This window comes from Bradyrhizobium iriomotense (genome assembly GCF_018129405.1).
Taxonomy (GTDB): Bacteria; Pseudomonadota; Alphaproteobacteria; order Rhizobiales; family Xanthobacteraceae; genus Bradyrhizobium; species Bradyrhizobium iriomotense_B.
Genome location: NZ_JAFCLP010000023.1, coordinates 83,894 through 109,874, shown reverse-complemented (window position 1 = coordinate 109,874; position 25,981 = coordinate 83,894). Strand labels below are relative to the sequence as shown.

Here is a 25,981-nt window from a genome sequence, read left to right as displayed (position 1 = left end):
GACCCTGAGCGGAAGAGCTTCTCGCAGCTGGCCGAGGCGCGTCGGCCTCAGGTCAAGGCCGAACGCGACCACACGTCCTTCGAGCACCGCAGGTCGACGTGTCAGGGAAGGATTCGCGCGTGGCGGTAGGCGGCGATCTGGTGGAGGATCACGCTGCCCGTGTCGACGCTCTCGGAGAAGCCGGCGCCTCGGAGGCGGCTCATGCTGTAGAAGACATCGTGCTCCTGGTTGAGCGCGAAATCGGCTAGGTCCCAATGTGCCACGTTGGCGAACGATTGCTCGATGAGGCCGTAGCGCGCGATCATCGTCTGCCAAAGCGGCTCTTTGTCCGCCATCCAGTCGGCAAGCCGCATGGGTCGGACGATGCCGACCTCAAGTCCATACGTCCTGGCGAGCCTTGGCCAGAACCGCTGCCAGCGGAAGGGCTCGCCGTTAGTCACGTTGAAGGCTTGGTTGGCGCAGGCGGGCGCCGCTGCAATATGGCGCATTGCTCGCGCGTAATGGGTCGCGTCCGTTAGTTCAGCAAGCGCCGAAAAGGCAGCGGGCTTGCCCGGAAAATCGAGCTTCATTCCGCATTCCCTGCAAATGGCTGCCCAGGCCCCGAGGATCGCGACCAGGTTACGTGGACGACCTGGATCGAAATCGCTGATGAAGTTGGGCCGCGAGGCCGACCACGTCCAGCGCGCACCGCTTTGCCGTGCGCGCAGCATGTCCTCCTGATCATAGTAAAAGTTCGGCGGAAGATGCCGCGGGTCATCCTCTTGGGCAGGCGTCGGGAATGGTCCCAGATGCATGCCATACCACATGCCGCCCTCGACGAGATGGAAGTGCTGCAGGCTCGCGGTTTCCGCAACCGCCTCAAGGACAGCCCCGAACATGGCCACGTTATCGGCGACACTCTTGACGCCGATCTCCCCGTGCCTGGCGCGGCAGCAATAGAAGACGTGCGTGATCCCCGGATGCGCCGCGACCACCGCTTGCATGGCGGAACCGTCCGTCAAGTCGGCCGCGACGTAATGCACCTTTTCACCAGGTACCTGGCCCGGTGGGTTCCGGCAAACGCCAACGACTTCCCACTCCGGTTCTTTGGCAAGGACTTCGACCAGACGCTTGGAGGCGGCTCCAGTGGCTCCGACGATCAGCGCTTTGCACTTTGCGGCCATTCCCCACCTGTTGCCAGCTGGGCTCCCGTCAGTAGCTTACTCCAGAACACAAATCGCCGTAAGAGACAGAGACGCGCGACCATGTCGCCAATTGGACCCATAGCGGAAGCTAGCTGCTGATGCCGCGACATCCGCTTTGCCTTCTTCTATCGCCCTCAGTCGTCTTAGCGTTTTTACACAGCCAAGACCCAACTCGGACATTGGGTCGCAGCGCTTTGAGTCCGCTGTTCACTCCGCTATAAAGTGCTAGGCTCCGTACGACGATGAAGCACTTCGTATGAGGGGGCTCAATGCGGCGGCGTCAGTTCACAGCCCTTCTTGGCGCAGCCGCAACATGGCCGCTCACAGCGCGCGCCCAGCAGGCGGTGATGCCTGTTATCGGTATATTGCAAATCGGCTCACCTGTCCCGGATTTCCCAGCATTCGAGAGAGGCCTTGCGGAACAGGGATATGTGTTCGGCAAAAACGTCACGAAAGAAGCCCGGTGGGCACGAGGAAATCACGATAAGCTTCCCGAGCTTGCAAACGAACTCGTCAGCCTAAACCCAACCTTGATCGTGGCACCAGGCAATGTGGTTGCTGTCGCCGTAAGGCGTGCCACCTCAACCATTCCCATCGTTTTCATCATTGCGTCCGACCCCACGAAGATCGGGCTCGCGAAAAGCTTCGCTCATCCCGGAGGCAACGCCACCGGCGTGTCTATGCTGACGGCAACGCTCACACTGAAGCGGCTTGAACTAATCCGGGAACTCCTCCCATCACACGCGACCGTAGGTCTCTTGGTGAACCCGGATAACAACGAATTGCTGTTGGAGATCGAACGAATTGCACGCTCCACGGGGCAGTCCTTGGAAGTGGCCAAAGCGCGCAACCCGGATGACCTCGAACCGGCATTTGCGCAGCTGGTCAGGGCTCAAGTCGGTGCAGTACTCGTTGGAAACGATGCAGGCTTTCTTGCTCAGCGCGAGCAAATTGTTGCATTGGCAAAGCGTCATTCGCTTCCGGCGACTTATGAATTTCGCGAGTTTTGTGCGGTAGGCGGGCTGATGAGCTACGGACCGAGCGTAGCCGGAGCTTTACAAAAAGCTGGCACCTACGCGGCACTTATCTTGAAAGGTGCTCGGCCGAGTGATCTGCCCATAGAGCAGCCTACGGCATTTGAATTAGTCATCAATTCCGCTACAGCGCGGTCTTTGGGCATCCAAATTCCCCCCTCTCTCCTTCTTCGCGTCAATGAAGTAATCGAATGATGTCGTCTGTTGGCCCTTAGCGGACTTTCGCTCATGCGTTTGTCGATGCCCGCCGTCGTGGTCCATGCGGACCTCGCAATCGCGCCTGCGTGCACCCGGCTTCATGAAGACATGCCCCAGTGCGGTCTGTCCCCATCGCTAGGGACAGACGGCGGGCGCTGCAGTGCGCTAGTCTGGCCCGAACGACAACCAAAATCCAGGGGAAGACCGCCGTGAGCACCGCGCCGCGCATCGACATCGATCCCGATGCATTCTGGGCCGATCCCTATCCGATGCTTGCAAGAATGCGCAAGGAGGCGCCGATCGCGTTCGTGCCGCAGCTTGGGTCGACGCTGCTGACGAGCCGCGACGACATCTCGATCTCCGAGAAGCAGATCGACGTGTTCTCCTCGCACCAGCCGGCCGGCCTGATGAACCGGCTGATGGGTCACAACATGATGCGCAAGGACGGCGAGGCGCACCAGGTCGAGCGTCGCGCGATGTTTCCGACGGTGTCGCCGAAGACGGTGAAGGCGCACTGGACCGCGCTGTTCCAGGCCCATGCCGATCGCATCCTCGGTGCGATCGAGCCGGGGCGGATCGACTTCATGCGCGACTTCGCGCTGCCGTTCTCCGGCGAATGCCTGAAGTCGATCACCGGCCTCACCAATATCGGCTTCGAGGACATGGATGCGTGGTCGCAGGGCATGATCGAGGGCATCGCCAATTACGCCGGTGATCCCGCGGTCGAGGCGCGCTGTCACGCGGCAACGTCGGGCATCGACGCCGCGATCGACGATATCCTGCCGGTGAAGCGCAAGGATCCCGACCAGAGCATTCTCGGCGTGCTCCTCGCCTCGGGCATGCCGATGGAGAGCGTACGCGCGAATGTAAAACTCGCGATATCGGGCGGTCAGAACGAGCCGCGCAAGGCGATTGCCGGCACGGTCTGGGCGCTGCTGACCCATCCCGAGCAGCTCGATCTGGTCCGGCGCGGTGAAGTGTCCTGGCTGCAGGCCTTCGAGGAATATGCGCGCTGGATCTCGCCGATCGGCATGTCGCCGCGGCGCATCGCAAAGCCCTGGACCATTCGCAATGTGTCGTTCGAAACCGACGAGCGCGTGTTCCTGATGTTCGGCTCCGCCAACCGCGACGAGAAGCATTTTGAACGCGCCGATCAGTTCGACGTGCGTCGCGACGCCACCAAGAGCGTCGCCTTCGGCGCCGGCCCGCATTTCTGCGCCGGCGCTTTCGCTTCACGCGCGATGATCGCCGACGTCGCGCTGCCGACATTGTTCGCGCGTGCGGGGCGCATCGAGATCGCCGATGACGAGCCGGTGCGGATCGGCGGCTGGGCGTTCCGCGGGCTGCAGAATCTGCCGGTGAAGTGGCATTAGCTCGCAAACTATCTGTGCTTCGCACCAACGAGATGGAGGCATGTGCTTGCCACAACAGCGGTGTCATCGCCCGCCTTGTGCGCAGTTGCGCACTGGGGCGGGCGATCCAGTACGCCGCGGCAGTCGTGTGAAGCTCTGGCGTCTCTGGAATACTGGATTCCCCGCCGGAGCCTGTCATCGGGCTCGCCGGAGGCGAGACCCGGTGGCGGGGAATGACAGCGAGGCAGTGGGACGCGCTTTGCGTCGACAACTCCGATTCGCCGACCATGCCATCATACCCCTGTTTTGCCCGACGGGTCAAACGAACTTCGGATAATGCGTAAGTCATTGTTTTCGCACGCGCCGGCTACGGTGCATGGGGTTGTTTTGCGACTTTTTATGTTCCGGTCGTCGGGGCCTCGGACGGTAGCGGTACGGCTCTCACATTCGCGTGCGGAAAAATCTCTCTGCATCATCGCGGCCGCTTGAAAGATTAATCACGCACTCCGCCACACGCGCAGTGCTCGCATCGCTATTTTCCCGCACGTCTCGACACCTCCGCGAAGGCGCACCATCATTCCCGAACGCAGATGGATGACGGCCGCATGCGGCCGGGAGTGTGGAATGCAGCGTCGCGACTTTCTGAAACTGTCGATCGGAACAGCGGCCGCCGCTGCCTTCGCCTCGCCCGCCAACGCGCAAGGCGCGGTGAAGGAAATTCGTATCGGCTACCAGAAGACCGGCGTGCTGGTCATCACGCGTCAGCAGGCTGTCCTGGAAAAACATTTCACGCCGCAAGGCATCGAGGTGAAATGGATCGAGTTCTCGTCGGGCCCTCCGATGATGGAGGCGATGAACGTCGGCAGCGTCGATTTCGGCGCGGTCGGCGATTCCCCGCCGGTGTTCGCGCAAGCCGCCGGCGCCGCGATCGTCTACGCCGCAGGCCAGCCCATCACCAACGGCCAGGGCATCCTGGTGCCGAAGGATTCGCCGATCCGCACCATCGCCGACCTCAAGGGCAAGCGCATCGGCTTCACCAAGGGCTCCAGCGCCCACAACATCGTGGTGCAGACGCTTGAGAAGGCCGGACTCACCTATGCCGACATCACGCCCGTTTACCTGACGCCGCCGGATGCCGGGCCTGCCTTCGCCAATGGCAGCATTGAGGCCTGGGCGATCTGGGATCCTTACTTCGCGATCGGCGAGACCAGGCAGAACGGCCGCATCCTGATCAATGCGCGCGAGGTCACCAAGACCAACTCCTTCTTCATCGCCAATCGCGATTTCGCGAAGAACCACGCCGCCATCCTGCAACAGATTGTCGATGTGACCACCGCGGCCGGCAAATGGGCCGAGCAGCACCGCGACGAGGTGGCCAAATCGCTCGCCGCGATCACCGGCGTCCCGCTGGATATCCAGACCGTCGCCGCCAATCGCGCGAACTTCGTAGTCGGTCCCGTCACCGACGACATCGTCGTGACCCAGCAGGGTGTCGCCGACCGCTTCTACAAGCTCGGCCTGATCCCCAAGCCGATCGTCATCCGCGACATCGTCTGGCGCAATCCGGCAGCCTGACCGTGCCGACCACTCTTCCCATTTCAAAAGGTCTGAACATGAAGCGCATCGTTCAACGCGTGATCGCAGCCATCGTCATGTCCATCGGCATCGTCGCGGCCGCCGTCGGCACGACCTACGGCTAGGGGCACATCGATGAGCCAATCCAACGCCAACATCCTCTGGTTCCTGCCGACGCACGGTGACGGCCGCTATCTCGGCACCGGCATCGGTGGCCGCGAGGTCAATATCAACTATCTGCGCCAGATCGCGCAGGCCGCCGACCAACTCGGCTATTTCGGCGTGCTGCTGCCGACGGGGCGGTCCTGCGAGGATTCCTGGATCGTTGCTTCCAGCGTCGCGCCCTTCACCGAGCGGCTGCGCTACCTCGTGGCGGTGAGGCCCGGCCTGCAATCGCCAAGCGTCGCCGCGCGCATGACCGCGACGCTCGACCGTGTCAGCAATGGCCGGCTTCTCGTCAACGTGGTCACCGGCGGCGATCCCGTCGAGAACAAGGGCGATGGCGTCTTCCTTGCTCACGACGAGCGCTACGAGGTCACCCGCGAGTTCCTCAACGTCTACAGCGACCTGCTCGCCGGCAAGACCGTCAACGTCGAGGGCAAGCACATCCATGTCGAGGGTGGCAAGCTGCTGTTTCCGCCCGTGCAGTCGCCGCGCCCGCCGCTCTATTTCGGCGGCTCGTCCGATGCCGGCGTCGACGTCGCCGTCGACACCGTCGACAAATATCTCACCTGGGGCGAACCGCCGGCCCTGGTTGCCGAGAAGATCGCGAAGGTGCGCGAGGTCGCCAGCGCGCGCGGCCGAAAACTCTCCTTCGGCATCCGCCTTCACGTCATCGTCCGCGAAACCAACGAAGAGGCCTGGCGCGCGGCGAACGAATTGATCAAGCATGTCAGCGACGACACCATCGCGCTGGCGCAGAAGAACTTTGCCCGTATGGACTCGGTCGGCCAGCAGCGCATGGCGCAGCTCCATGGCGGCAAGCGCGACAAGCTCGAGATTGCCCCGAACCTGTGGGCCGGTGTCGGCCTCGTCCGCGGCGGCGCCGGCACGGCGCTGGTCGGCGACGCCCAGACCGTCGCGGCGCGGATCAAGGAGTATCAGGATCTCGGCATCGATACCTTCATCATGTCGGGCTACCCGCATCTTGAGGAAGCCTATCGCTTCGCCGAGCTGGTGTTCCCGCTGCTCTCGCTGGAGCAGCCCTCCAACGTGACCAAGCTTCACTTCAACGGCGGTCCTTTCGGCGAGACGGTCGGCAGCGATTTCCGTCCGCAGCATCGGGTGTCGCAATCATGAGTCTCATCGACAGCATCTCTCTCCCCCGCAGCGTCCGCCTGCCGCGGCTCGACGGCCTGGTCCAATGGATCGTGCCGCTCGCCATCATCGCGATCTGGCAGGTCGCCTGCGTCACCGGCTTCGTGCCGACGCGTGTGCTGCCGGCGCCGAGTGACGTTGCGCTGGCGGGCTGGAAGCTGCTGCTCTCCGGCGAGCTCGTCCGCAACATCTGGGTCTCGTTCTGGCGTGCCTCGATCGGTTTTCTGATCGGCGGCAGCATCGGCTTCGCCTTCGGGCTCGCCAACGGCCTGTCGCAGCTCTCGGCCAAGCTCACCGACACCACGCTGCAGATGGTGCGCAACGTGCCGCATCTGGCGCTGATCCCGCTGGTCATCCTCTGGTTCGGCATCGACGAGAGCGCCAAGCTCTTCCTCGTGGCGCTGGGCGTGTTCTTCCCGATCTACCTCAACACGCTGCACGGCATTCGCACCGTCGACCCGCAGCTGATCGAGATGGGCCGCATCTACGGCATGACCGACGGCGAATTGTTCCGCCGCGTCATCTTCCCGGGCGCGCTACCCTCGATCTTCGTCGGCATCCGCTTCGCGCTCGGCATCATGTGGCTGACGCTAATCGTTGCCGAGACGATCGCGGCGTCATCGGGCCTCGGCTACATGGCGATGCAGGCGCGCGAGTTCATGCTGATCGACGTCGTCGTGCTCTCGATCCTGATCTACGCCCTGCTCGGCAAGCTCGCCGACAGCGCCTCCCGCGTGCTGGAGCGCCTGACGCTCTCCTGGCACCCCGCCTTCCAGAAACGTTGAGCAGAAATACTGGGAATCACATGCAGACAGCGCTTCGTACCTCCCTTCCCGAGACCGAGCTCGCCAGCCGCGCCAGTTTCGCGCCTCACGCCCGCGTGGCGCGCGAGGAGCGGCAAGAAGAACGGCGAGTGCAGACCACAGGCCTGCCGCTGAGCATCCGGGGCCTGCGCAAATCCTTCGGCGACAACGAGGTGCTGCGCGGCATCGATTTGCATATCCCCGCCGGCCAGTTCGTCGCCATCGTCGGAAAAAGCGGCTGCGGCAAGAGCACGCTGCTGCGTCTCATCGCAGGCCTGGAGAAGATCGATGCCGGCAGCATCGGCTTCGGTCAGGATGTGCAGCCCGAAGACATCCGCGTGATGTTCCAGGAGCCGCGGCTGCTGCCTTGGGCGCGCGTGCTCGCCAATGTCGAGGTCGGTCTCGGCCGCGATCGCGCATCGAAGGATGCGCATGCCCGCGCCGAGAAGGCGCTGACCGAGGTTGGCCTCGCCGACAAGCGCGACCAGTGGCCGTCGGTGCTGTCGGGTGGCCAGAAGCAGCGCGTCGCGCTCGGCCGCGCGCTGGTGTCTCGTCCGCGCGTGCTCGCCTTCGACGAGCCGCTCGGTGCGCTCGACGCGCTGACCCGCATCTCGATGCAGCGCCTCCTGGAGCGCGTCTGGCGCGACCAGGGTTTTACCGCGATCCTGGTCACCCACGACGTCTCGGAAGCCGTTGCCCTGGCCGACCGGGTGCTCGTCATCGAGGAGGGCCGGATTGCCCATGACGTCGTGGTTAGCGCCGCCCGGCCGCGCCAGCGCGGCTCGGCCGAGCTCGCGGGTCTCGAAGGCTCGATCCTGAGCCACCTGTTGTCGGCGGACGATCGTACCTAAATACAGGGGAACCCCGCTTCGGGGACCATGCCATGAATGTAGTACCCCGCGACCTCATGACCGAAATCCCCGTTTCGCCCGCCGATTTCCGCGGCGCCATGCGCCACCTCACCGGTGGCGTCAGTGTCATCACCGCGGGGCGGGGCAAGGACATCACCGGCATGACGGTGACATCCGTCACCTCGCTGTCGGTCGAGCCGCCGACCCTGCTGGTCAGCATCAACCGCGATGCCTCGTCCTTCCCGCTGATCAAGCGCCATGGCGCCTTCGGCGTGAACATCCTCAACGCCGACCAGCTCGACATTGCCGAGCGCTTTGCTGGCAAGGGCGGGCTGAAGGGTGTCGATCGCTTCGCGGGCGCCAAATGGGTGACGGCGGTCTCGGGCGTTCCGCTCTTGGTCGGCGCTTTGTCGGTGTTCGACTGCGAGGTCGAGGAGATCGTCGAGCGGCACTCGCACGGCATCGTCATCGGCCGTGTCAGGGACGTCAGGAACTCGACCCGCAACGCGGCGCTCGCTTATTGGCACGGCCAGTATGTGGCGGTCGACCAGGACGAGGACGCCGCAAAGCTCGCCGACGTCAGCGTTCCCGCGCGCACCCGGCGCGGCATTTGATCGCCGCGGGCAGGCGCCCTGCAGGCTGGCCTTTTCCGCCTCATCGCTCTAGAAGCGCCCTGAGCCTCCCGCCGGGACGGCCATGGAGCGGATCGATGAAGCGCGTCGCGACCCTAGTCTTCTACGCCATCGGCGCGCTCGCAATCGCCTATCTCGCGCTCTACGCCTACGCGATGTTCTCGGGACAGCCCATCGTGCCGGGCGATCCCATCCACATCTTCCGCAAGCCCGACGCGCCGAGTTATTCGTAGAACTCGGTAGGTCTCGTAGGGTGGGCAAAGCGAAGCGTGCCCACCACCTCTACCAGCGAAAGACAAATGGTGGGCACGGCGCAAGAGCGCCTTTGCCCACCCTACGGCACCACCTCTTTCACCCCCGCAAAATCGCCAGCGCCAGCGCCTGCGCGCGCGGTACGATGCTGTCGATCTCGAGATATTCCTCCGGAGTGTGGGCGAGGCCGCCGACCGGGCCGAGGCCGCAGATGGTCGGCGTGCCGACCGCGGCAGTGAAGCCGGAATCGGCGCAGCCGCCGGAGAACTCGCCCTGCAGCGTGGTGAGGCCGACCTGCCTGGCGGCGGCCTGATAGCCTTCGAACAGCGCCTTCGACTCCGCGCTCTGCACCACCGGCACGAACTCACCCTTGATCGTCAGCGTCGCACTCGTGCCCGGCACGTAAGAGGTCGCGACGATCTTTTCGATCGCACCCATGATCCGCGCGCGATCGGCCGGATCGACATAGCGCAGATCGATCTGGCCTTCGGCGTAAGGCGCCGTGGTGTTGACGGACTGCCCGCCGGAAACGAGGCCGACATTGAGCGTGATGCCCTTGTCGAGATCGGTCAGCGCGTGGATCTGCACGATCTTGTGCGCGAGTTCGCCGATCGCGCTGATGCCGGCGGCGAAATTGGCGCCGGAATGCGCGGCCTTGCCGGTGATGGTCATGTGCATGAAGATGCCGCCCTTGCGGCCGGTGACGACATTGCCGGTGGGGCGGCCCGGCTCGGAATTGAACACGGCGCGGGCGGCGCGCCCCTCGCGCTCGATCACCGGGCGGCAGGAGGGCGAACCGATCTCCTCGTCAGAGGTGATCAGCACCTTGATCGGATGCGGTGAGCCGCCGAACTTGTGGAAGGCCGTCGCCACGAACACGTTCATGACGAGGCCGGACTTCATGTCCGAGACACCCGGTCCGTAGGCGCGGCCATCCCGGATTGTGAACGGCCGCCGCCCGGCCTCGCCCTTGCCGAACACCGTGTCGCGATGTCCCATCAACAGCACCGGCTTCTCGTTGCTGCCGGGCTTTGCCACCTCGGCATGGATCGCATCGCCGAAGCTGGCGTTGGCCTCGCGCCGGAATGGAATGCCGTGCTCGGCAAAATGCCGCTCGAACCGCGCACCGACCGCATCGACGCCTTCCTTGTCGTAGGACCCGGAATCGATGTTCACGACATCGCGCAAGAGATCGATCATCGCCTGCTTCTGCGACGCCAGCCAGTCCGTGATTTGAGCTTCAGACATATGTACCCTCGTGGTTCTCAGCGCCCTTATAGGGCCGGTGCCGTCGATGAGATAGGCGCCGAACGCGGGTACCATGCGCAGAATCGCACGACGGGCGATGCAGAGGCAGCCCGGCTTAGCGGCTTGGCTGTGCCATTGCCTCCACACCGCGAAGCTGCGTCGCGACGACCAACGCACCGATCTTGCGGCCCATGTCCTTGCCGACTTCGGTCGAGAAGCGGTAGTGAAAGCCGGCCCAGATGCGCGCATTGGAGACTTCGTCGCTGTAGTCCTGCAGCCGCGACCATTTGCGCGTGACCCCCGGTGCCGTCGGGCTGGTCAGGGAGAACTCGCCAAAATCTCCAACGACAGTCTGGAGCACGGTCGAAATCGCGGCCGAGACGATGCAGTGAGCGCAGGGATATTCCGGATGCATCGGCGTTTCCCCGAGCGGCAGCCAGGAGGGATCGCGAGGCGTCGCGGCATTCGACGTCAGGTCGGCGTTGCGTATGGCCGTGATCGGGCGCCAGAAATTGTAGTGGTACTTCGCGTCGAACACGGCAACGATGGCATCGTTGCCGGTGATCGACGTCAAGGCGAACAGGCGAGCGCAGTCGACGAGATCCATTCCCTTGGCCATTGCTGCCTGCCTCACGATGGGATTGTAGGTGCGGGCGCCGACAAAGAACCAGAAGCGGCCGATCGTCGTTTGCTCGGGCGTACGGGCCGGGCTGCCTCGGCTGCCGACCTCGCGGATTTCGTTGACGTCCTTGGCCCAAATCTCTGAATCGAGCGCGGGCGGCGGACCGGGGCGAAACTGCGATCCAGACGCCATGACCCAGGGCGTTGTCGCGCCGGTGGTCGAGAAAAGCGGGACAACGGTTGGAACATAGGCGCCCGGTGCGGTCAGGGGCCGGTACGTTTCCACGGCGGCGCTGCCATCCTTCGCACGAAGCTGGATGATCTGCACTGCCGCCTCTTTCCCAAGGGCGATGCCGGCGGTCTTGGACTCGCCGTCGGCAATGGGCGTCAGCGCGTTTGTCAGCGTCGCATCCAGGTCCGGCTTGAGGTCTGGATAGATCGACAGCAGCACATCGTGCGCCGCAACGGCCGCTGCGGCTTCCCGCGAGGTCGAACGGTCCGCTGACAACGAGATCTTGTATGGCGCGTAGCGGCGGTCGATCGCGTTGACCGCCTCGAACATTGCAACGTGCATCATGGACAAGGCGCGGCTGTGGGGCGCTGGAAGAATCTGCTTCTCGGCAGCGATCGCGTCGGCCTTTGCATTCCAGTCCATGACCACATCGGCGCGCGCCAGCGGCGCCGAGACTGTGATCAGCGTAACTATCAGCGATAGGCGGGAGATCGTCCACGAGGGATATTTCATGACTTGCCCTTTCGATTTGAAGGACGCTTTCGAAGGCGGATGCGATGCCTCGCCGACATCACGCTGCGCGGCTCGGGGACTCTAGCGATCTCGGCGCGTATTGGTTGTGAACTGCTTCACTCACGGCTCAATGGCCGAGAAGCGGATTTGAATAGCCGCGTTCCGAATGGGTAGGCTTGGCTTACCGTTCGCGCTGCCTTCTGGGGTCGGCTATAGTCGACACAAGCTGCCAGTTGGGCGTGCCGAAGTCCATTCTCTCTGATTTTCAAGGCAGCTCGCATGCCGTCGGCAGGCCATGCCTCGCTCCCAATCAGAGCGCTTTTTCAGAACCTCATTGCTGTTGTCGTAACCCTCGACGGAGAGAAACATGCCGCTGTTCATCTCGTACGTCTCATACTCAAACGCGGGCATCAAGGGAATGGTCGACAAGCCGATCGATCGTACCTCAGTCATCGGTGCGCTGGTCGAGAAAGCCGGCGGAAAGCTCCAGGCAGCTTTCATGACGACTGGTCAGCACGACGCAGTGATCGTCACGGAGTTTCCCGACGGCTCCGATGCTATTGCGATTGGAATGGTTGCCGCCGCCAGTGGCGCCGTCTCCAAGATCGAAACCGTGCGCGCCTGGAAGATGGGCGAATTCAAGAGCATCGCGGAAAAGGCCGCGAAGCTCGCAAGCTCCTACGTCCCGCCGGGCAAATAGTTCGGACAGATCGCGACAGGATCGGGCCCGGAACGCTTGCGGCGCTCCGGGCCTTTTTGCAGACGTCGAGCTTGAAGATCAGCGCTCACCCCATCATCGGCACGCGCGGATACTCGCCCGGCGTGCCCGCCGGCGGGATCGGGATGCCGCCGTCGGCGTATTCGTTGAGCTTGTTGCGCAGCGTGCGGATCGAGATGCCGAGGATGTTGGCCGCATGGGTGCGGTTGCCGAGGCAGTGCTTCAACGTCTCCAGGATCAGATCGCGCTCGACATCGGCGACGGTGCGTCCTACGAGCGCGCGCGTCACCTGCTCGGCGGCCATGGTCGCATGCGCCACGGCCGGAGCCGTCTTGGCGAGGTCGAGTCGGTCGCCGTCCGGCGTGATGATCGCGTCGGGGCCGATCTCGTCGCCCTGCGCCATCAGCACCGCGCGGTGCATGGTGTTTTCGAGCTCGCGGACGTTGCCCTGCCAGCGGTTGGTGGAGAGGACGCGGCGCGCCTCTGCAGACAGCGGGCGCATCGGCACGCCGTTGGCCTCGGCGTATTTCTTCACGAAGTGCTGGGCGAGCTCGAGGATGTCGGCGGGACGCTCGCGCAGCGGCGGGATCTTCAAATTGACGACGTTGAGGCGGAACAAGAGGTCCTCGCGGAACGTGCCCTCACGCACGGCCTCCGCAAGATTGCGGTTCGAGGTTGCGATGATGCGGATGTCGACGGGGACCGGCTTGGTGCCGCCGACGCGGTCGATCACGCGCTCCTGGATGGCGCGCAGCAGTTTTGATTGCAGGCGGACGTCCATCTCCGAGATTTCGTCCAGCAGCAGCGTGCCACCGGTCGCCTCCTCGAACTTTCCGATGCGGCGGGCGACCGCGCCGGTGAAGGCGCCTTTCTCGTGGCCGAACAGCTCGGACTCCAGGAGGTGCTCGGGGATCGCGGCGCAGTTGATCGAGATGAACGGCCGCTTGGCGCGGGCCGAGCGGGTGTGGACGTAGCGGGCCAGCACCTCCTTGCCCGTGCCGGATTCGCCGGTGATCATCACCGAGGCGTCGGAGCCCGCGATCTGCTGCGCGAGCTTGATCACCCTGGCCATGGCGTCGTCGCGATAGACCAGCTCGCGGGAATCGTTGGCGACGGCAGCCAGCACCGCGGCGATCAGCTCCGGCTCCGGCGGCAGCGGGATGTATTCCTTGGCGCCGGCGTGGATCGCGGCGACCGCGGCGCGGGCGTCGTTGGTGATGCCGCAGGCGACGATCGGAGCGTGGATGTGCTCGGCTTCCAGCCGCATGACGAGGTCGCGGATGTCGAGAGCGACATCGACCAGCAGGAGGTCGGCGCCCTTGCCGCCGCGCAGCACGCGCATCGCCTGCTCGTGATCCTCGGCGTGGGTCACGGTAGCGCCGTTCTCCATCGCGATCTTGGTGGCGGTGGTGAGCTGGCCCTTCAATGTGCCAACGATGAGAAGCCGCATGTCAGTCTCCTGTCCGTCTGGTCGCGCTATTGCGCGTTATCACGTGCGTTCGGTCTTGATGATTTCGGTCATGGTCACGCCGAGCTTGTCCTCGACCAGGACGACTTCGCCGCGGGCGACCAGCTTGTTGTTGACGTAGATGTCGATGGCCTCGCCGACGCGCCGGTCGAGCTCGAGCACGGTGCCGGGGCCGAGCTTCAGGAGCTCGCCGACGTCCATCTTGGAGCGGCCGAGCACGGCCGAGACCTGCACCGGCACGTCGAACACCGCCTCGAGGTCGGCGGCGGCGCGCGCCGCATATTCGTCCTCGTTGTAGCCGACATCCGCGGTCGGCGGCATCGGGCCGTTGAGATCGGGCAGCGGGACCTGTCCGTCGGTGTCGCTCATGGCTTAGCTCCCCCTCCGGGACGCGATATAGCGTCCGACCATGTCGTCGATCTTGGCCGCGATGGCGCCGCGCTCCAGCACGACACCGCCATCAGCCCATTCGATCCGGCAGTCGCCGGTGGCAATTTCCGGCTCGGCCAGGATCACCAGCCGGCCCTCGAAGCCGCTTTGCTTGGCGAGCCGCTCGATCTTCTCGCGCGCGCTGTCGTAGAGCGAATCGTTGATGCGGACGACGAGATGCGGCGTCGCGACCAAATGCGAGAAGCAGTCCTTGACCAGCGCGACGACCTCGCCGAGCGGCTCGGCGGCGACGAGGTCGGCGCACAGCTTCCGCGCCACGGCGACCGCGACGTCGACCGCCTCGGTCTCCATCTTGGACTCGATGTTGCCGATGCCGGAGGCGATGCCCCGGATCGCGATATTGATCTCTTCCATGGCGAGCGCGACGCGGCGGTCGCTCTCGGCCTTGGCCTCGCGCTGGCCGGCGGCAAAGCCGTCCTGATAGGCCCGCGCCTCGGCTTCCGCGACCTTCTGCGCGATCTCGGCCGCGGTCGCGGCCTTCTCGCGCGTCCGCTCGGGCGCGGCGAAGTCGGTGTCGAACAGGAATTTTGCCGGAGCGGCCATCAGTACACCAGCTCGTCGTCAGCGCGGTTCTTGGTCAGCATGATCTCGCCCTTGGCGGCGAGGTCCTTAGCAAGGTTGACCAGCAGCGCCTGGGCCTCGTCGACGTCGCGCAGACGGACCGGGCCCATCGCGGCCATGTCGTCCTGCAGCATCTTGGCCGCGCGCGAGGACATGTTGCCGAAGAAGAAATTGCGGACGTCCTCGTTGGCGCTCTTGAGTGCGACGCCGAGCTTGTCCTTGTCGACGTTGCGCATCAAGGTCTGGGCCGAGCCGGAATCCAGCTTGACGAGGTCGTCGAAGGTGAACATCAGCGCCTTGATACGCTCGGCCGATTCGCGGTTCTCCTCTTCCAGCGAGGTGATGAAGCGGGTTTCGGTCTGGCGGTCGAAATTGTTGAAGATTTCGGCCATCACCTCGTGGGCGTCGCGGCGGCGGGTCTGCGACAGGTTGGACATGAATTCGGTGCGCAGCGTCTTCTCCACGCTCTCGATCACCTCCTTCTGCACCGCCTCCATCTTCAGCATGCGGTTGACGACGTCGAGCGCGAGCTCCTCGGGCAGGATGCCGAGCACGCGGGCGGCATGCTCCGACTTCAGCTTCGACAGCACCACGGCGATGGTCTGCGGGTATTCGTTCTTGAGGTAGTTGGCGAGGACCTCTTCCTGCACGTTGGAGAGCTTCTCCCACATGTTGCGCCCCGCGGGGCCGCGGATCTCGTCCATGATGCCGTTGACGCGCTCCGGCGGCAGGTACTGCTGGAGCAGCCGCTCGGTGGCGTCGAAATTGCCCATCAGCGCGCCCGAGGCCGACATGCGCGAGACGAATTCGAGCAGCATGTCCTCGACGGTGTCGACCTCGACGGTGCCGAGCGTCGACATTTCCAGCGAGAGCTGGCGCACCTCGTCGTCGTCGAGCAGGCCCCAGATCTTGCCGCCATATTGCTCGCCCAGCGCCAGCATCAGGATCGCGGCACGCTTCGGGCCCGCCAGCGCTTCGGTCTTGCCGCCCGCACGGTTGCCCGCACGCTGGCCGAGCGTGGAGATCACGCTGGTGATGTCGGTGGAGTTGGCGTTTTGCAGATTGGCGGCCATGTCAGATCACTTCTTGATTCACTTGGCTTGGGTTATTTCGCGGGTTCGCTCAGCCATTGACGGATGATGGCGACGGTTTCGTTGGGGTTGCGCTCGGCGAGCTCGCCGACGCGGTGAACGGACTGGGCGTGGACCTGGCCCTGGATGGTGGCAACGTCGATCGCGCTGGCGGCGCCGCCGGGCAGCAGCGCCTGTCCGGCGGCCGGCGCGGCCTCTTCCGAGGCGGAGGGGCCGGCGAGGACGCCGGAGATGGCAGCGGCCACCTCGTCCGAGGCGAGGATGCGCTTGACCAGCGGGCGGATCACCATGAACATCACGACGAGACCGAGCAGCATCATCACGCCGAGCTCGACGAAGTACATGACGTCGTCCTTGGTGAACTGCAGCATGCCCAGGAAGCCGCCAGGTTCGCCGATAGGTGCGGTGGAGGGGGCGTCGGCGAAGCGCAGGTTCACGACCTCGACCTGGTCGCCGCGCTTCTGATCGAAGCCGATCGCCGAGCGTACCAGCGTGGCGATGCGGTCGAGCTGCTCCTTGGTGCGGTCCTGGTACGCCAGCTCGCCCTTGTCGTTCTTGCTGTAGATGCCGTCGACCAGCACCGCGACCGAGATGCGGTTGACCCGGCCGGCCTCGGTCACCTCGGTCTTGGTGGTGCGGGAGATCTCGTAATTGTTGGTCTCCTCGGTCTTCTTGCTCTGGTCCTTGGCCGCGACGCCGTTGTTCTGCTGGTTGCCCGGCAGCTCGTTGTTGACGGTGACCTGGCCGTTGTTGTCGGCGGTCATGCTACTTTCTTCACGGGTCTGGCTCGAGCGCAGCACGCGGCCCTCGGGATCGAACTTGTCCGAGGTCTGGGTGATCTTATTGAAGTCGAAATCGGCGGAGAGCTGGACGCGGGCGCGGCCCGATCCGACCACCGAGGACACGATGTCCTCGACCTGCTTGCGCATCCGCTTCTCGAAGGCGGTGCGGCGCTCGTCGCCGAGCGCCTGCTCCGGATCGGTCTGGGCGCCGTCGGCGAGCAGCTGGCCGGCCTCGTCGACGATCGAGACGCGCTGCGGCTTCAGGCCGTTGACGGCGGAGGCGACGAGATGGCGGATGGCGCGAATCTGCTGCGCTTCGAGCGAGCCACGTACCCGCACCACGATCGAAGCCGACGGCTCCGGCGCCTCGCGCGCGAACAGCGGGCGCTCGGGCAGCACCAGGTGGACGCGGGCGGCCTGGATGCGGTCGATGGCGCGGATGGTGCGGGCGAGCTCGCCTTCCAGCGCGCGGAGATGATTGATGTTCTGGACGAAGGAGGTGGTGCCGAGCGCATCCGACTTGTCGAACACCTCGTAGCCGACGCCGCCGCCCTTGGGCAGGCCGCCCTCGGCGAGTTTCATCCGCAGGCGCGTGACCTTGTCCTTGGGCACCATGATGATGGAGCCCTCATTGCGGATCTCGAACTGGATGCCCTGGCGTTCCAGGTCCTTGATGATGCTGGAAGAATCTTCGACGCTGAGGTCCGTGAACAGCGTCGTCATCTGCGGCGTGGTGACGCGCATGATGACGAACGCGAAAAAGCCGATGAGCGCGGCGGTGACCGCGATCATCGCCCCGAACCGGGCGGCGCCGATACTTTTTAAGAAGTCCCCAAGACCTTGCAAGCAACCGCCCCGACCAATTCGACCCGCAACCGAGCGGCCGACTGGGCAATTATTGCCTAGGGGATGGTTTCGATATGGTTAACGAAGGTTAAGAGGTCGGACAAAAGTCGCGTCATGAAAAAAATCGGCCTCGCTGGGCGAGGCCGATTTTCGTCAAAAGCCGCAGATTTCCGGATCGCTTACTGGCGATATTGCTGGATGCGGGTGGTGCGAAGACCCGCCAGACCGTGCTGGTCGATGGAAAACTGCCAGGAGAGGAATTCGTCGACCGTCAGGGTGTAACGGCTGCAGGCCTCCTCGAGGGAGAGAAGTCCGCCACGCACAGCGGCGACGACCTCGGCCTTGCGGCGGATGACCCAGCGTTTGGTACCGGGCGCGGGCAGATCTGCGATCGTCAGCGGACTGCCGTCCGGCCCGATGACGTATTTTACCCTCGGGCGATGGGGTTCTGTCATGGCGTACTCACAAACTCTCAACCACTGAACTCACGCCGTAACCGTAACCCCGGCGGCTTAAAAATCCGCTAAGCCTAAGGCTTCAATACAATTCTCGTTGAAACTTGCGGGAACGCGGCCGGCCTGGCGGGCGAAACAGCATGGTTTGAGCCGGCCAAGCGGGCAGAAGGTAAATACTTTACTAATAAACCGGGGTCTGCGCGGGACGCTGCAAAGCCCTCAACCGTCGTCCTGGCGAAAGCCAGGACCCATTACCCCAAATGGTAGTTTGGCGAAGACTCGGGGTCACGTCCTCGCATTTAAACGACTTTCGGTGGTTATGGGTCCTGGCCTTCGCCAGGACGACACCGAGTATGTAGCTCGCCCGCCCGCCTCAATTGCTGCTGGTCGCAATAATGCTCTTCACCTGGCTCAGCGTGTAGCTGGCGCCGTCGATGGTGAGCAGCGGCGGTGACTGGGTCAGGTCGACGGACGACACCACCCCCTGCACCTGTGCGGCGATGCCGATATTGTTGTTCGCGACGTCCTTGCCTGTGGCCGAGATCGTGTACTTGCCGTCGGGCCATTGCGTGCCGTCGTTGCCCATGCCGTTCCAGGTAAAGGGAATGTCGGTGCCGGCGGCGGCGGTGTATTTGCCGGTGAACACGGTCTGGCCGCTGGCATTGGCGACGGTGATGTCGACGGTGGAATCGGTCGGCACGTTCAGATGCCAGGTCGCCGACGAGTTCTTCATCGTCGCGGTCGAGCCGTCGACCAGCGCGGTCTTGCCGACGAAGCCCAGCGCCTGGGTCGCCTGCGTGGTCTGCTGCAGCGTGACCAGCTGGGCCAGCGAGTCGTTGGTCTTGAGCTGCTGCTCGACGCCGGCGAACTGCACCAGCTGCTGGGTGAACTGGTTGGTGTCGAGCGGATCGAGCGGGTTCTGGTTCTGCAGCTGCGTCGTCAGCAGCGTCAGGAAGGTCTGGAAGTTGCCGGCGAGCGTCGAGCCCGTGCTCGAGCTCATGGTCGAGCTCGATGAGGATTTCGGGATGTCGGTCGTGCCGGAGACGACGGCGGGCGCGGTGGCGGCATTCGTGGTGGTCATAAGCGAATACTCCTCACACTCTGATGTCGACGCCGCTGCTCGATCCGAGCATGCGGCCGTAGCCGCGCCCCACGGGCGCTGCGGAAACGCTGTCGTCCTCGCTGATGATCAGCCGGCGGGCATTGCCGCCATTGTCGTTGTTCTGGCCGGAGTTCTGGCCCGATGAATTCTGGTCGCGCAGGCTGAAGGACAGCCCGTTGCTGCCGGTCTTGAAGCCGGCATCGTCGAGCGCGCGCTGCAATTGCGGCGCGTCCTGCCGCAGCATCTGCAGCGTCTCCGGCTTCTCCACCGTGAGATGCGAGGTGACCTGGCCGTTGCGGTCGACATTGATGCGGACGTCGATGCGGCCGAGATCGACCGGATCGAGGCTGATGTCGAACCGCGTCCTGCCGGCGCGCGCGGCGGCCGCGATCTCGATCGGCACGGCGTTGATCGGCACCGCCGCCGAAGTCGCCGCGGTCGCGGTCAGCGTTGCGGTCGAGGCGGTCGCAGCCGAAGTGGTCGTGGTCAGCGGCGCCTGCACGGCGGCGGCGGCCTGCGCGCTGCTGTCGGTCGCGTTGAAAGCGGCTTGCGCATTGGCATGGGCGTGCGCGGCCGGTGCGGCCGGGATCGCATCGGGCGCACGGTCCGCGGCACCTGGCTTGGCGTCGGTCGCGCTGCCGTCGGCCTGCGGCTTGGCGGCTTGCGGATGCGCGGCGGCGTTGATCGCGGTCGCCGGCGCCTGCGGCGTGGCCGCGTTGGTCTTGCCCGCGTCCTGGCCGATGTTGGAGATGTCGGTCTGCGCCTGCGCGGTGGCGGCGGCCTTGAACGAGGTTTTTGGCGTGCCCTGGTCTACGGCGGCGATCAGCCCGCCATTGGTCTTGGCGTCGGTCGCGGTGCCGTCGGTTGCGCCGGCCGCGGCATCGGCCAGTGTCGCCGAGGTGTCGGCTTCGACTTTCGCTCCGGCCGTCTTGGCGCTCTTGTCGCCGGGCGTCGCGGTATCGGTCTTGGTGCCGGCGATCTGCGCCGCGGTGGAGGCGCTGGCGGCGATGCCGGCGGCGGCGATCGTCAGCGGCGAGGTGGCGGCATCGCTGGCCTGGCTCGCATTCGGATCGACCGGCACGACAGGCGCGGCGACCGGAATCGCGTTCGGATCGGGCACGGCGGTCTGCGTCGCATCGACTTGCGCCGTGGCCGCGGCATCGACGGCAGCGGCGAGACCGTCGGTGGCCTTGTCGCCCTTGGTCTCCTCGGACTTGTCCGCCGACTTGGCGTCTGACGTCTCGGACTTGTCCTTGGCTTTGGTTGGCTTGTCGGAATCCTTGGCCGCATCGTCCGTGGCCTCGCTCTTCGCGGGGGCGGGCGTGTCGGTGACGTCGCTGGCCTTGCTCTGCGAGGCCTGATCGGATGAGGCGGTGTCACGCGCGCTCCGGTCGGAGGCGGAGGACGACGAGGCGGAATCGGTCCGGCGCGGCGCGGCGTCCTGGGCCGGCGCGCTGTTGCTGATCGCCTGGGTGTTGCTGTCGACCAGTGAGCCGAAAGAGTCGCTCGCCGACGTATCCTTCGTGCTCTGCGAGCGCGCAGGCTTCTGCTGCGCGCTCGAAACCTGGACGCTGGCAACTAGATCTGAGGAAACACCGACCACATGCGACCCCTTGGAAACATCTTCGGCTTGGGGGTAGCAAGGAGCGGGCCAGCCTCCTGAAAGACGGTTTTATCAAGTAAAATCAATGGATTGGTGGATTGCTCTCCGACCTGCGAGGGACGCAAGAGCCCCGCCATTTCTGCCTCCCCGGCAAGAATTGCCCTAAGCAGGCCTGCCCCGTGATTGCTTCACCGGAATGCGGCCTATATTAAAGAGGCAGCTCTCAGCCGCTTTCGACCGGGCAAGTCGCGCCCCCGCGGGAACCGAAGTTCCCCGGGACCGTTCATGTCCCGGCCAGAAGCAAATTGCGGATCGCCGAACGCCGCCGTCACAGCTTAAGAACCCATGCTCAACAGTCTGGATCTTGAAGGCCGTCCTGAGGACACCAGGGTCGTCGTTGCCATGTCGGGCGGCGTCGATTCCTCGACGACGGCTGCGCTGCTGAAGGCTGAAGGCTACGACGTCGTCGGCATCACGCTGCAGCTCTACGACCACGGCGCGGCCACCCATCGCAAGGGCGCCTGCTGCGCCGGCCAGGACATCCACGACGCCCGCGACGTCGCCGCCAAGCTCGGCATTCCCCATTACGTGCTCGACTACGAGGACCGTTTTCGCGAGTCCGTCATCGACAATTTCGCCGACAGCTACGCGCTCGGCGAGACGCCGGTGCCCTGCATCGAGTGCAACCGCAGCGTAAAATTCCGCGACCTGCTGAAGACCGCGCGCGAACTCGGCGCGCAGGCGCTCGCCACCGGCCACTACGTCGCCTCGCGCCGCCAGGGCGACGGCTCGCGCGCGCTGGTCTGCGCGGCCGACGCCGACCGCGACCAGAGCTATTTCCTGTTCGCGACCACGCAGGAGCAGCTCGACTTCCTGCGCTTCCCGCTCGGCGACATGACCAAGCCTGAGACGCGCGAGCTTGCGCGGCGTTTCGGCCTCAGCGTTGCCGACAAGCACGACAGCCAGGACATCTGCTTCGTGCCGACGGGCCGCTACACCGACATCATCACCCGCCTGCGCCCGAACGCGATGGACCCCGGCGACATCGTCGACCTCGACGGCCGCGTGCTCGGCCAGCATCACGGCATCGCCAATTTCACCGTCGGCCAGCGCCGCGGCCTCGGCATCGCCTCCGGCTCGCCGCTGTTCGTGGTGCGGCTGGATGCAGCGCACCGCCGCGTCGTCGTCGGCCCGCGCGATGCGCTGAAGATGCACCGCATCTCCTTGCGCGACGTCAACTGGATCGGCGGCGGCGACATCGACCGCGCCATCGGAAGCGGCCTCGAAATGTTCGTGCGCGTGCGCTCGACCCGCTCGCCGCAGCCGGCCTGGCTGCGCGGCGGAGGCGGCCATTACGAGGTCGAGCTCGTTGCAGGCGAAGAGGGCGTCTCGCCCGGCCAGGCCTGCGTGTTCTACGATGCGCCTGGCGGCCAGGCCCGTGTGCTCGGCGGCGGTTTTATTCAGAGCGCCGCGGCGAAAGTCGCAGGCCACACGTCACGCCCGCTCGTGGAAGCCGTGCGCGGCTGACGGATGACGACATCAAGCACAACTCATTGGGCTGGGTTCACCTCTCCTGTTGGGGAGAGGTGAAGTTAAGGGCAGGGGGCATGGCAGCAGACATCTCGCGGGCAGGGGTCGAGAAGGCCTATGGCCGCTGGGCGCCGGTCTACGATCTCGTGTTCGGCAAGGTCTTTGACGCCGGGCGGCAGTCGACCATTGCGGAAGCCGACCGCATCGGCGGCCGCATCCTTGACGTCGGCGTCGGCACCGGGCTTTCGCTGTCGGACTACGCGCGCACCACAAAAATCTGCGGCGTCGACATCTCCGAGCCGATGCTACGCAAGGCGCAGGCGCGCGTGCGCGCGCTACGGCTCTCCAATGTCGAAGTGCTCTCGGTGATGGACGCGAAAAACCTCGCCTTCCCCGACAACGCCTTCGACGCGGTGGTGGCGCAATATGTCATCACCGCCGTGCCGGATCCCGAAGGCACGCTCGACGAGTTCGTCCGCGTGCTCAAGCCGGGCGGCGAGCTGATCCTCGTCAACCACATCGGCGCCGAGAAGGGTCTTCGCAAGCTCTCCGAGCTCGCCTTCGCACCCGTCGCCCGCCGCCTCGGCTGGCGCCCGGAATTCCCGTGGGCCCGCCTCGTCAACTGGGCCGCCAAACATGGCGGCGTCACGCTCACCGAGCGCCGCCCCATGCCCCCGATGGGCCATTTCTCGCTGATCCGCTACCGCAAATCGTGATCGCGCCACGGGAACACGCGCCAAGTCCGGCGCGTTTTCCTCCCATGCGCACGACATCAAACATCATCCTGGCCAGCCTCCTGATCGCCGCCTCCGGCAGTGCGATCGCGCAGGCCCCGCCGCTACCTGCGACGCCGCCGCAAGCGACCGCGCCGCAATCCCCGCAACATGCAGCCAACTGCACCCCGCAGGACCGCCCGAACCGTTCACCCGATGGCACCACCACCGGCCAGTCCCGGGAACCGCTCGGCGACAAATTGGCAAAGTCCGACGGCGTGCTCTGCCCGCCCGCCGGCGTCGACCCCGACATGCACGCCCCGGCCCCCGACTCCGGCGCCAACACCCCGGTGATCCCGCCCCCCGGCAGCCCCGGCGGCGACCCGAATGTGAGGCCGAAATAGGCCGGTTCTCCTTCGCCTCTCCCCGCGCGCGGGGAGAGGCCGGAATCCGCACAAGGGGGCTCTCCGCGAGTCTGGTGCCCGAAATTGGACGAGTTCGGCCCCGAACCGCTCGATTTCGCCAGCGAAATCACCCCATGAATCGCCGCCACTTTGCTTGACTTCCCGCCGCCCCCTTCCTTATATGCCGCGCGTTCGCGAGATCGGCCTTATTCGCCGCCGCGATCCCTGTGGCGGGGTAGCTCAGCTGGTTAGAGCACGGGAATCATAATCCTGGGGTCGGGGGTTCGAGTCCCTCCCCCGCTACCATATCCAGGGTAGCTACCAACCCCGGAAATTCTTCAGCAGTTTCAACGAAATCATCCGCAAGGCCGCCGAAGATCCGAAGGAGGCACTGCTGGCGGTGCTTGCGAAGCGAGCGGAGCAGTATCAATAGCCCAGAGGAGGACTGAGTTTCGCAGTTTTCTCAGCCGGCACGGCAAACGCGCCGGGCCAGGTTGAAGGCGCCGGAGATCCTCAATTCAGAACTGGTGATCAGTCTCATCGGGCGAGCATGCTATCCGGGTCAATGCCTCCGCTGTTCAATCCATTGAAACCCGGAATGCGGACGCTTAGCGGGCCAAGCTGGGAGCCAAACGGGATAGAGGCGCGCAAATCGTTGCAAAGGCGGCGCACGCGTCCCGGCAGCGTTAGCGCATGTTGGGTTGAGCGAGGATTGCATCCGAGCCCGACTTGATGAGCAGATCGACATCCTCGGCAGGCAGCTTGAAACGTGTTGGAATCGCCGAGAGCCTTGCTGCCAAGTGTGGTCCGAGTTGGTCGAACGAGACTTCGGCGACCTCGAAGGTAATGTCGTCACATCGCCAGCCGGCCGCCGCGCCGAGGCGCCTCGTCTCTCGTTGCGGCAGGCTGCATCGCCAGCGCCTGACCGAGCGTTCCCATTCCTGAAGCGTGAGGCGAAACGCGTCGAAACCGCTCCGAACGGCCGAGCTGATCGCGGTATCGGTCACGGCACCGAGAAGTTCGACACCTGTGGGGCCCTCCAGGGTGCGGGACCAGCCACCAGATGGCGTCTGCCCTGAATTCACAACGATGAAGACGATTCTTCGCAAGCGCACGGCCTTCTCGGGCGTCAGAGGCAGGTAGGGAGCTGCCGCTGCCGCCCGCGCGATGACGAGGCCGGAAAGCCCAAAGTTGTCGGTAATGCCGCCGTCCGCGAGTTTCAGGTATTTGACCTTGTCGGGATCGCGATAGTTCGCCAATGCCGTGGCAAACGCGCGAGCCTGCGATCCCCTATTGGGATCGGCGAGAGCTGCGTCCAACCAACTCGGCGGAGTCACCGGGCATGACGACGCAAAGCTTTCCAGCACGATCGGCGTAAAGACAACCGGAACCGCTGCTGAAGCCGCCACCGCCATCGACAACGGAAATTCCTTGAGATCGCTGCACAATGCGGAAAATGTCACCGGCGAGAACACAAATGGCGTTCGGTGAAACAGATCGGACGCATTGATCCAGATGATTGGCTTGCCGGGTTTCTGCAGCTCTCCCATTGTGGCGCCCTCGAAGAGATTTCGGTCGAGCCATCCCGTCAGTCGGCTTGCACCATTGGTGCCTCCGTGTAAGCCACTCGAGAAATTCGCGAGGTCGATCTCGGTTCGCAGGGCTTCCTCGGCGTCTCTCAGCAGAAAGCGTTCCCGGAAATCAACCAGCGCCTCGCGGCCTTTGAGGCCGAAATACGCTGCGGTTACGGAGCCTCCGGAGACCCCGGTCACGAACATGATGCGATTGAGGTAGCTTACGCCGCCTGGCGAGTGAAGTTGGTCAAGTCCACGGAGCACGCCGAAAGCAAAGGCGGCGGCTCGCGTTCCACCACCGGAAAACGCTAGGCCGATCGCGGTGTCGCCGTCGAACTCCGGCACGGTCATGCGAGCCGATTTGGGACTATGCTGCGCGGGCAGATTCGCAACCTGGTTGAGCTCTGCGCAATGAGTGAGCATCAAGCATAGCGACAGCGCTGCGATTGCGAACCCGGCCCGGCAAGCAAAGGCCGAGCGCCAGTCTATAACCCTGGATGGCATGATGCCGCCGATCTCCAATCTGCAGCGTCTCCTCTATGTCGCTTCGGTCAAGATTCTCAGCCAAGCCCTCCTAATTCCTGCAAATCGTTCCAAAGCGATGCGGCCTTACGGCCATCGCGCCGCTGAAACCGTGCGGGCCGCCACAATTGCTCTCTCCGGCGCAATCAAATGCCACGTCGCGGTTTGTCTCAGTGCGTTCGACCTTGCGGCTCCGGCTTTGGAAGGATTTGCCGGTCTTTGTTCGGCTTAACTCGATCACGGGATGGCGTGCACTAGGCTCCCGGCCCGGAAGCTGCCGTTTCAGTCTTGAACGCCAGAGCGTTGTGCACGGCTCCATGTGCGGCCGCCTTCCACTGCGGCGTTCTGCG

At 64.6% G+C, this 25,981-nt stretch carries 26 protein-coding genes and 1 tRNA gene; 15 read left to right on the top strand and 12 right to left on the bottom strand.

Annotated elements, in window-relative coordinates:
* Positions 1-101: 101 nt before the first annotated feature.
* The gene (locus tag JQ592_RS32870) at positions 102-1,163 is read right to left on the bottom strand and encodes an NAD-dependent epimerase/dehydratase family protein (RefSeq protein ID WP_211406871.1); all 1,062 of its coding nucleotides are present in this window, start codon (positions 1,161-1,163) and stop codon (positions 102-104) included.
* 290 nt (positions 1,164-1,453) lie between these two features.
* On the opposite strand from JQ592_RS32870, the gene JQ592_RS32865 reads away from it, so the two are divergent.
* The 9 genes from JQ592_RS32865 to JQ592_RS32830 all read left to right on the top strand — a co-directional run bounded on the left by JQ592_RS32865 (position 1,454) and on the right by JQ592_RS32830 (position 9,179).
* Positions 1,454-2,413: an ABC transporter substrate-binding protein gene (locus JQ592_RS32865; RefSeq protein ID WP_211406870.1), complete on the top strand. Its 960-nt coding sequence runs from the start codon at positions 1,454-1,456 to the stop codon at positions 2,411-2,413.
* A 212-nt stretch (positions 2,414-2,625) separates the two neighbouring features.
* Entirely contained in the window at positions 2,626-3,789 is a 1,164-nt protein-coding gene (locus JQ592_RS32860) for a cytochrome P450 (RefSeq protein ID WP_211406869.1), read from the top strand.
* Between the two features lie 603 nt (positions 3,790-4,392).
* On the top strand, positions 4,393-5,343 hold the full coding sequence (locus tag JQ592_RS32855) for a sulfonate ABC transporter substrate-binding protein (RefSeq protein WP_211406868.1): 951 nt from the start codon (positions 4,393-4,395) through the stop codon (positions 5,341-5,343).
* A gap of 2 nt (positions 5,344-5,345) precedes the next feature.
* Complete coding sequence (locus JQ592_RS38665) at positions 5,346-5,468, top strand: hypothetical protein (RefSeq protein WP_283816218.1); 123 nt, start codon at positions 5,346-5,348, stop codon at positions 5,466-5,468.
* A 10-nt stretch (positions 5,469-5,478) separates the two neighbouring features.
* The gene (gene ssuD / locus JQ592_RS32850; protein WP_211406867.1) at positions 5,479-6,642 is read left to right on the top strand and encodes an FMNH2-dependent alkanesulfonate monooxygenase; all 1,164 of its coding nucleotides are present in this window, start codon (positions 5,479-5,481) and stop codon (positions 6,640-6,642) included.
* Positions 6,639-7,445: an aliphatic sulfonate ABC transporter permease SsuC gene (gene ssuC / locus JQ592_RS32845; RefSeq protein WP_211406866.1), complete on the top strand. Its 807-nt coding sequence runs from the start codon at positions 6,639-6,641 to the stop codon at positions 7,443-7,445. The genes ssuD and ssuC overlap by 4 nt, the downstream gene beginning before the upstream one ends.
* A gap of 20 nt (positions 7,446-7,465) precedes the next feature.
* The gene (locus tag JQ592_RS32840) at positions 7,466-8,314 is read left to right on the top strand and encodes an ATP-binding cassette domain-containing protein (protein WP_211406865.1); all 849 of its coding nucleotides are present in this window, start codon (positions 7,466-7,468) and stop codon (positions 8,312-8,314) included.
* Between the two features lie 32 nt (positions 8,315-8,346).
* Positions 8,347-8,928: a flavin reductase family protein gene (locus JQ592_RS32835; RefSeq protein WP_211406864.1), complete on the top strand. Its 582-nt coding sequence runs from the start codon at positions 8,347-8,349 to the stop codon at positions 8,926-8,928.
* A gap of 95 nt (positions 8,929-9,023) precedes the next feature.
* Entirely contained in the window at positions 9,024-9,179 is a 156-nt protein-coding gene (locus JQ592_RS32830) for a hypothetical protein (protein WP_211406863.1), read from the top strand.
* 118 nt (positions 9,180-9,297) lie between these two features.
* Here JQ592_RS32830 and JQ592_RS32825 read toward each other — a convergent pair whose 3' ends face one another.
* Both JQ592_RS32825 and JQ592_RS32820 read right to left on the bottom strand, forming a co-directional pair.
* Positions 9,298-10,446: a M20 family metallopeptidase gene (locus JQ592_RS32825; protein WP_211406862.1), complete on the bottom strand. Its 1,149-nt coding sequence runs from the start codon at positions 10,444-10,446 to the stop codon at positions 9,298-9,300.
* 115 nt (positions 10,447-10,561) lie between these two features.
* The gene (locus tag JQ592_RS32820; protein ID WP_246820845.1) at positions 10,562-11,629 is read right to left on the bottom strand and encodes a vanadium-dependent haloperoxidase; all 1,068 of its coding nucleotides are present in this window, start codon (positions 11,627-11,629) and stop codon (positions 10,562-10,564) included.
* 550 nt (positions 11,630-12,179) lie between these two features.
* Here JQ592_RS32820 and JQ592_RS32815 point away from each other — a divergent pair.
* Positions 12,180-12,512: a GYD domain-containing protein gene (locus JQ592_RS32815; RefSeq protein ID WP_211406860.1), complete on the top strand. Its 333-nt coding sequence runs from the start codon at positions 12,180-12,182 to the stop codon at positions 12,510-12,512.
* An 85-nt stretch (positions 12,513-12,597) separates the two neighbouring features.
* Here the strand turns inward: JQ592_RS32815 and flbD are convergent, their stop codons facing one another.
* The 8 genes from flbD to JQ592_RS32775 all read right to left on the bottom strand — a co-directional run bounded on the left by flbD (position 12,598) and on the right by JQ592_RS32775 (position 20,888).
* The gene (gene flbD / locus JQ592_RS32810) at positions 12,598-13,980 is read right to left on the bottom strand and encodes a sigma-54-dependent transcriptional regulator FlbD (protein ID WP_211406859.1); all 1,383 of its coding nucleotides are present in this window, start codon (positions 13,978-13,980) and stop codon (positions 12,598-12,600) included.
* 39 nt (positions 13,981-14,019) lie between these two features.
* A complete protein-coding gene (gene fliN, locus JQ592_RS32805; protein ID WP_080139212.1) occupies positions 14,020-14,367 on the bottom strand; it encodes a flagellar motor switch protein FliN in 348 nt (115 codons plus the stop codon).
* A gap of 3 nt (positions 14,368-14,370) precedes the next feature.
* The gene (locus JQ592_RS32800; RefSeq protein ID WP_211406858.1) at positions 14,371-14,991 is read right to left on the bottom strand and encodes a FliH/SctL family protein; all 621 of its coding nucleotides are present in this window, start codon (positions 14,989-14,991) and stop codon (positions 14,371-14,373) included.
* Positions 14,991-16,082 carry a flagellar motor switch protein FliG gene (gene fliG / locus JQ592_RS32795; RefSeq protein WP_211406857.1) on the bottom strand — a complete coding sequence of 364 codons (1,092 nt, stop codon included), beginning with the start codon at positions 16,080-16,082 and terminating at the stop codon, positions 14,991-14,993. Before fliG ends, JQ592_RS32800 begins: the two co-directional genes overlap by 1 nt.
* Before the next feature lie 32 nt (positions 16,083-16,114).
* Complete coding sequence (gene fliF / locus JQ592_RS32790) at positions 16,115-17,728, bottom strand: flagellar basal-body MS-ring/collar protein FliF (protein ID WP_211406856.1); 1,614 nt, start codon at positions 17,726-17,728, stop codon at positions 16,115-16,117.
* Between the two features lie 179 nt (positions 17,729-17,907).
* Complete coding sequence (locus JQ592_RS32785) at positions 17,908-18,183, bottom strand: DUF1153 domain-containing protein (RefSeq protein ID WP_002714638.1); 276 nt, start codon at positions 18,181-18,183, stop codon at positions 17,908-17,910.
* A gap of 373 nt (positions 18,184-18,556) precedes the next feature.
* Positions 18,557-19,264, bottom strand: coding sequence for a flagellar hook assembly protein FlgD (locus JQ592_RS32780; protein ID WP_211406855.1), 708 nt, complete (start codon positions 19,262-19,264; stop codon positions 18,557-18,559).
* 13 nt (positions 19,265-19,277) lie between these two features.
* Complete coding sequence (locus tag JQ592_RS32775) at positions 19,278-20,888, bottom strand: flagellar hook-length control protein FliK (protein WP_211406854.1); 1,611 nt, start codon at positions 20,886-20,888, stop codon at positions 19,278-19,280.
* Positions 20,889-21,233: 345 nt separating this feature from the next.
* On the opposite strand from JQ592_RS32775, the gene mnmA reads away from it, so the two are divergent.
* The 4 genes from mnmA (at position 21,234) to JQ592_RS32755 (ending at position 23,841) form a co-directional block, all read left to right on the top strand.
* On the top strand, positions 21,234-22,415 hold the full coding sequence (gene mnmA, locus JQ592_RS32770; RefSeq protein ID WP_211406853.1) for a tRNA 2-thiouridine(34) synthase MnmA: 1,182 nt from the start codon (positions 21,234-21,236) through the stop codon (positions 22,413-22,415).
* A gap of 80 nt (positions 22,416-22,495) precedes the next feature.
* Positions 22,496-23,134: a class I SAM-dependent methyltransferase gene (locus JQ592_RS32765; protein WP_211406852.1), complete on the top strand. Its 639-nt coding sequence runs from the start codon at positions 22,496-22,498 to the stop codon at positions 23,132-23,134.
* Between the two features lie 44 nt (positions 23,135-23,178).
* The gene (locus JQ592_RS32760; protein ID WP_211406851.1) at positions 23,179-23,535 is read left to right on the top strand and encodes a hypothetical protein; all 357 of its coding nucleotides are present in this window, start codon (positions 23,179-23,181) and stop codon (positions 23,533-23,535) included.
* A gap of 229 nt (positions 23,536-23,764) precedes the next feature.
* Positions 23,765-23,841: transfer RNA gene (locus tag JQ592_RS32755), tRNA-Met, on the top strand.
* 380 nt (positions 23,842-24,221) lie between these two features.
* On the opposite strand, the gene JQ592_RS32750 is transcribed toward JQ592_RS32755, so the two are convergent.
* The gene (locus JQ592_RS32750; protein WP_211406850.1) at positions 24,222-25,460 is read right to left on the bottom strand and encodes a patatin-like phospholipase family protein; all 1,239 of its coding nucleotides are present in this window, start codon (positions 25,458-25,460) and stop codon (positions 24,222-24,224) included.
* Positions 25,461-25,524: 64 nt separating this feature from the next.
* Between JQ592_RS32750 and JQ592_RS32745 the strand changes: the two genes are divergently transcribed.
* The gene (locus JQ592_RS32745) at positions 25,525-25,863 is read left to right on the top strand and encodes a hypothetical protein (RefSeq protein WP_211406849.1); all 339 of its coding nucleotides are present in this window, start codon (positions 25,525-25,527) and stop codon (positions 25,861-25,863) included.
* Positions 25,864-25,981: the final 118 nt, after the last annotated feature.

What these genes read in the sequence shown, in the direction of transcription:
- JQ592_RS32870 (WP_211406871.1), bottom strand. Translation starts at nt 1,163, where the DNA reads ATGGCCGCAAAGTGCAAAGCGCTGATCGTCGGAGCCACTGGAGCCGCC.
- JQ592_RS32865 (WP_211406870.1), top strand. Translation starts at nt 1,454, where the DNA reads ATGCGGCGGCGTCAGTTCACAGCCCTTCTTGGCGCAGCCGCAACATGG.
- JQ592_RS32855 (WP_211406868.1), top strand. Translation starts at nt 4,393, where the DNA reads ATGCAGCGTCGCGACTTTCTGAAACTGTCGATCGGAACAGCGGCCGCC.
- ssuD (WP_211406867.1), top strand. Translation starts at nt 5,479, where the DNA reads ATGAGCCAATCCAACGCCAACATCCTCTGGTTCCTGCCGACGCACGGT.
- ssuC (WP_211406866.1), top strand. Translation starts at nt 6,639, where the DNA reads ATGAGTCTCATCGACAGCATCTCTCTCCCCCGCAGCGTCCGCCTGCCG.
- JQ592_RS32840 (WP_211406865.1), top strand. Translation starts at nt 7,466, where the DNA reads ATGCAGACAGCGCTTCGTACCTCCCTTCCCGAGACCGAGCTCGCCAGC.
- JQ592_RS32835 (WP_211406864.1), top strand. Translation starts at nt 8,347, where the DNA reads ATGAATGTAGTACCCCGCGACCTCATGACCGAAATCCCCGTTTCGCCC.
- JQ592_RS32830 (WP_211406863.1), top strand. Translation starts at nt 9,024, where the DNA reads ATGAAGCGCGTCGCGACCCTAGTCTTCTACGCCATCGGCGCGCTCGCA.
- JQ592_RS32825 (WP_211406862.1), bottom strand. Translation starts at nt 10,446, where the DNA reads ATGTCTGAAGCTCAAATCACGGACTGGCTGGCGTCGCAGAAGCAGGCG.
- JQ592_RS32820 (WP_246820845.1), bottom strand. Translation starts at nt 11,629, where the DNA reads ATGTTCGAGGCGGTCAACGCGATCGACCGCCGCTACGCGCCATACAAG.
- JQ592_RS32815 (WP_211406860.1), top strand. Translation starts at nt 12,180, where the DNA reads ATGCCGCTGTTCATCTCGTACGTCTCATACTCAAACGCGGGCATCAAG.
- flbD (WP_211406859.1), bottom strand. Translation starts at nt 13,980, where the DNA reads ATGCGGCTTCTCATCGTTGGCACATTGAAGGGCCAGCTCACCACCGCC.
- fliN (WP_080139212.1), bottom strand. Translation starts at nt 14,367, where the DNA reads ATGAGCGACACCGACGGACAGGTCCCGCTGCCCGATCTCAACGGCCCG.
- JQ592_RS32800 (WP_211406858.1), bottom strand. Translation starts at nt 14,991, where the DNA reads ATGGCCGCTCCGGCAAAATTCCTGTTCGACACCGACTTCGCCGCGCCC.
- fliG (WP_211406857.1), bottom strand. Translation starts at nt 16,082, where the DNA reads ATGGCCGCCAATCTGCAAAACGCCAACTCCACCGACATCACCAGCGTG.
- JQ592_RS32785 (WP_002714638.1), bottom strand. Translation starts at nt 18,183, where the DNA reads ATGACAGAACCCCATCGCCCGAGGGTAAAATACGTCATCGGGCCGGAC.
- JQ592_RS32780 (WP_211406855.1), bottom strand. Translation starts at nt 19,264, where the DNA reads ATGACCACCACGAATGCCGCCACCGCGCCCGCCGTCGTCTCCGGCACG.
- mnmA (WP_211406853.1), top strand. Translation starts at nt 21,234, where the DNA reads ATGCTCAACAGTCTGGATCTTGAAGGCCGTCCTGAGGACACCAGGGTC.
- JQ592_RS32765 (WP_211406852.1), top strand. Translation starts at nt 22,496, where the DNA reads ATGGCAGCAGACATCTCGCGGGCAGGGGTCGAGAAGGCCTATGGCCGC.
- JQ592_RS32760 (WP_211406851.1), top strand. Translation starts at nt 23,179, where the DNA reads ATGCGCACGACATCAAACATCATCCTGGCCAGCCTCCTGATCGCCGCC.
- JQ592_RS32750 (WP_211406850.1), bottom strand. Translation starts at nt 25,460, where the DNA reads ATGACCGTGCCGGAGTTCGACGGCGACACCGCGATCGGCCTAGCGTTT.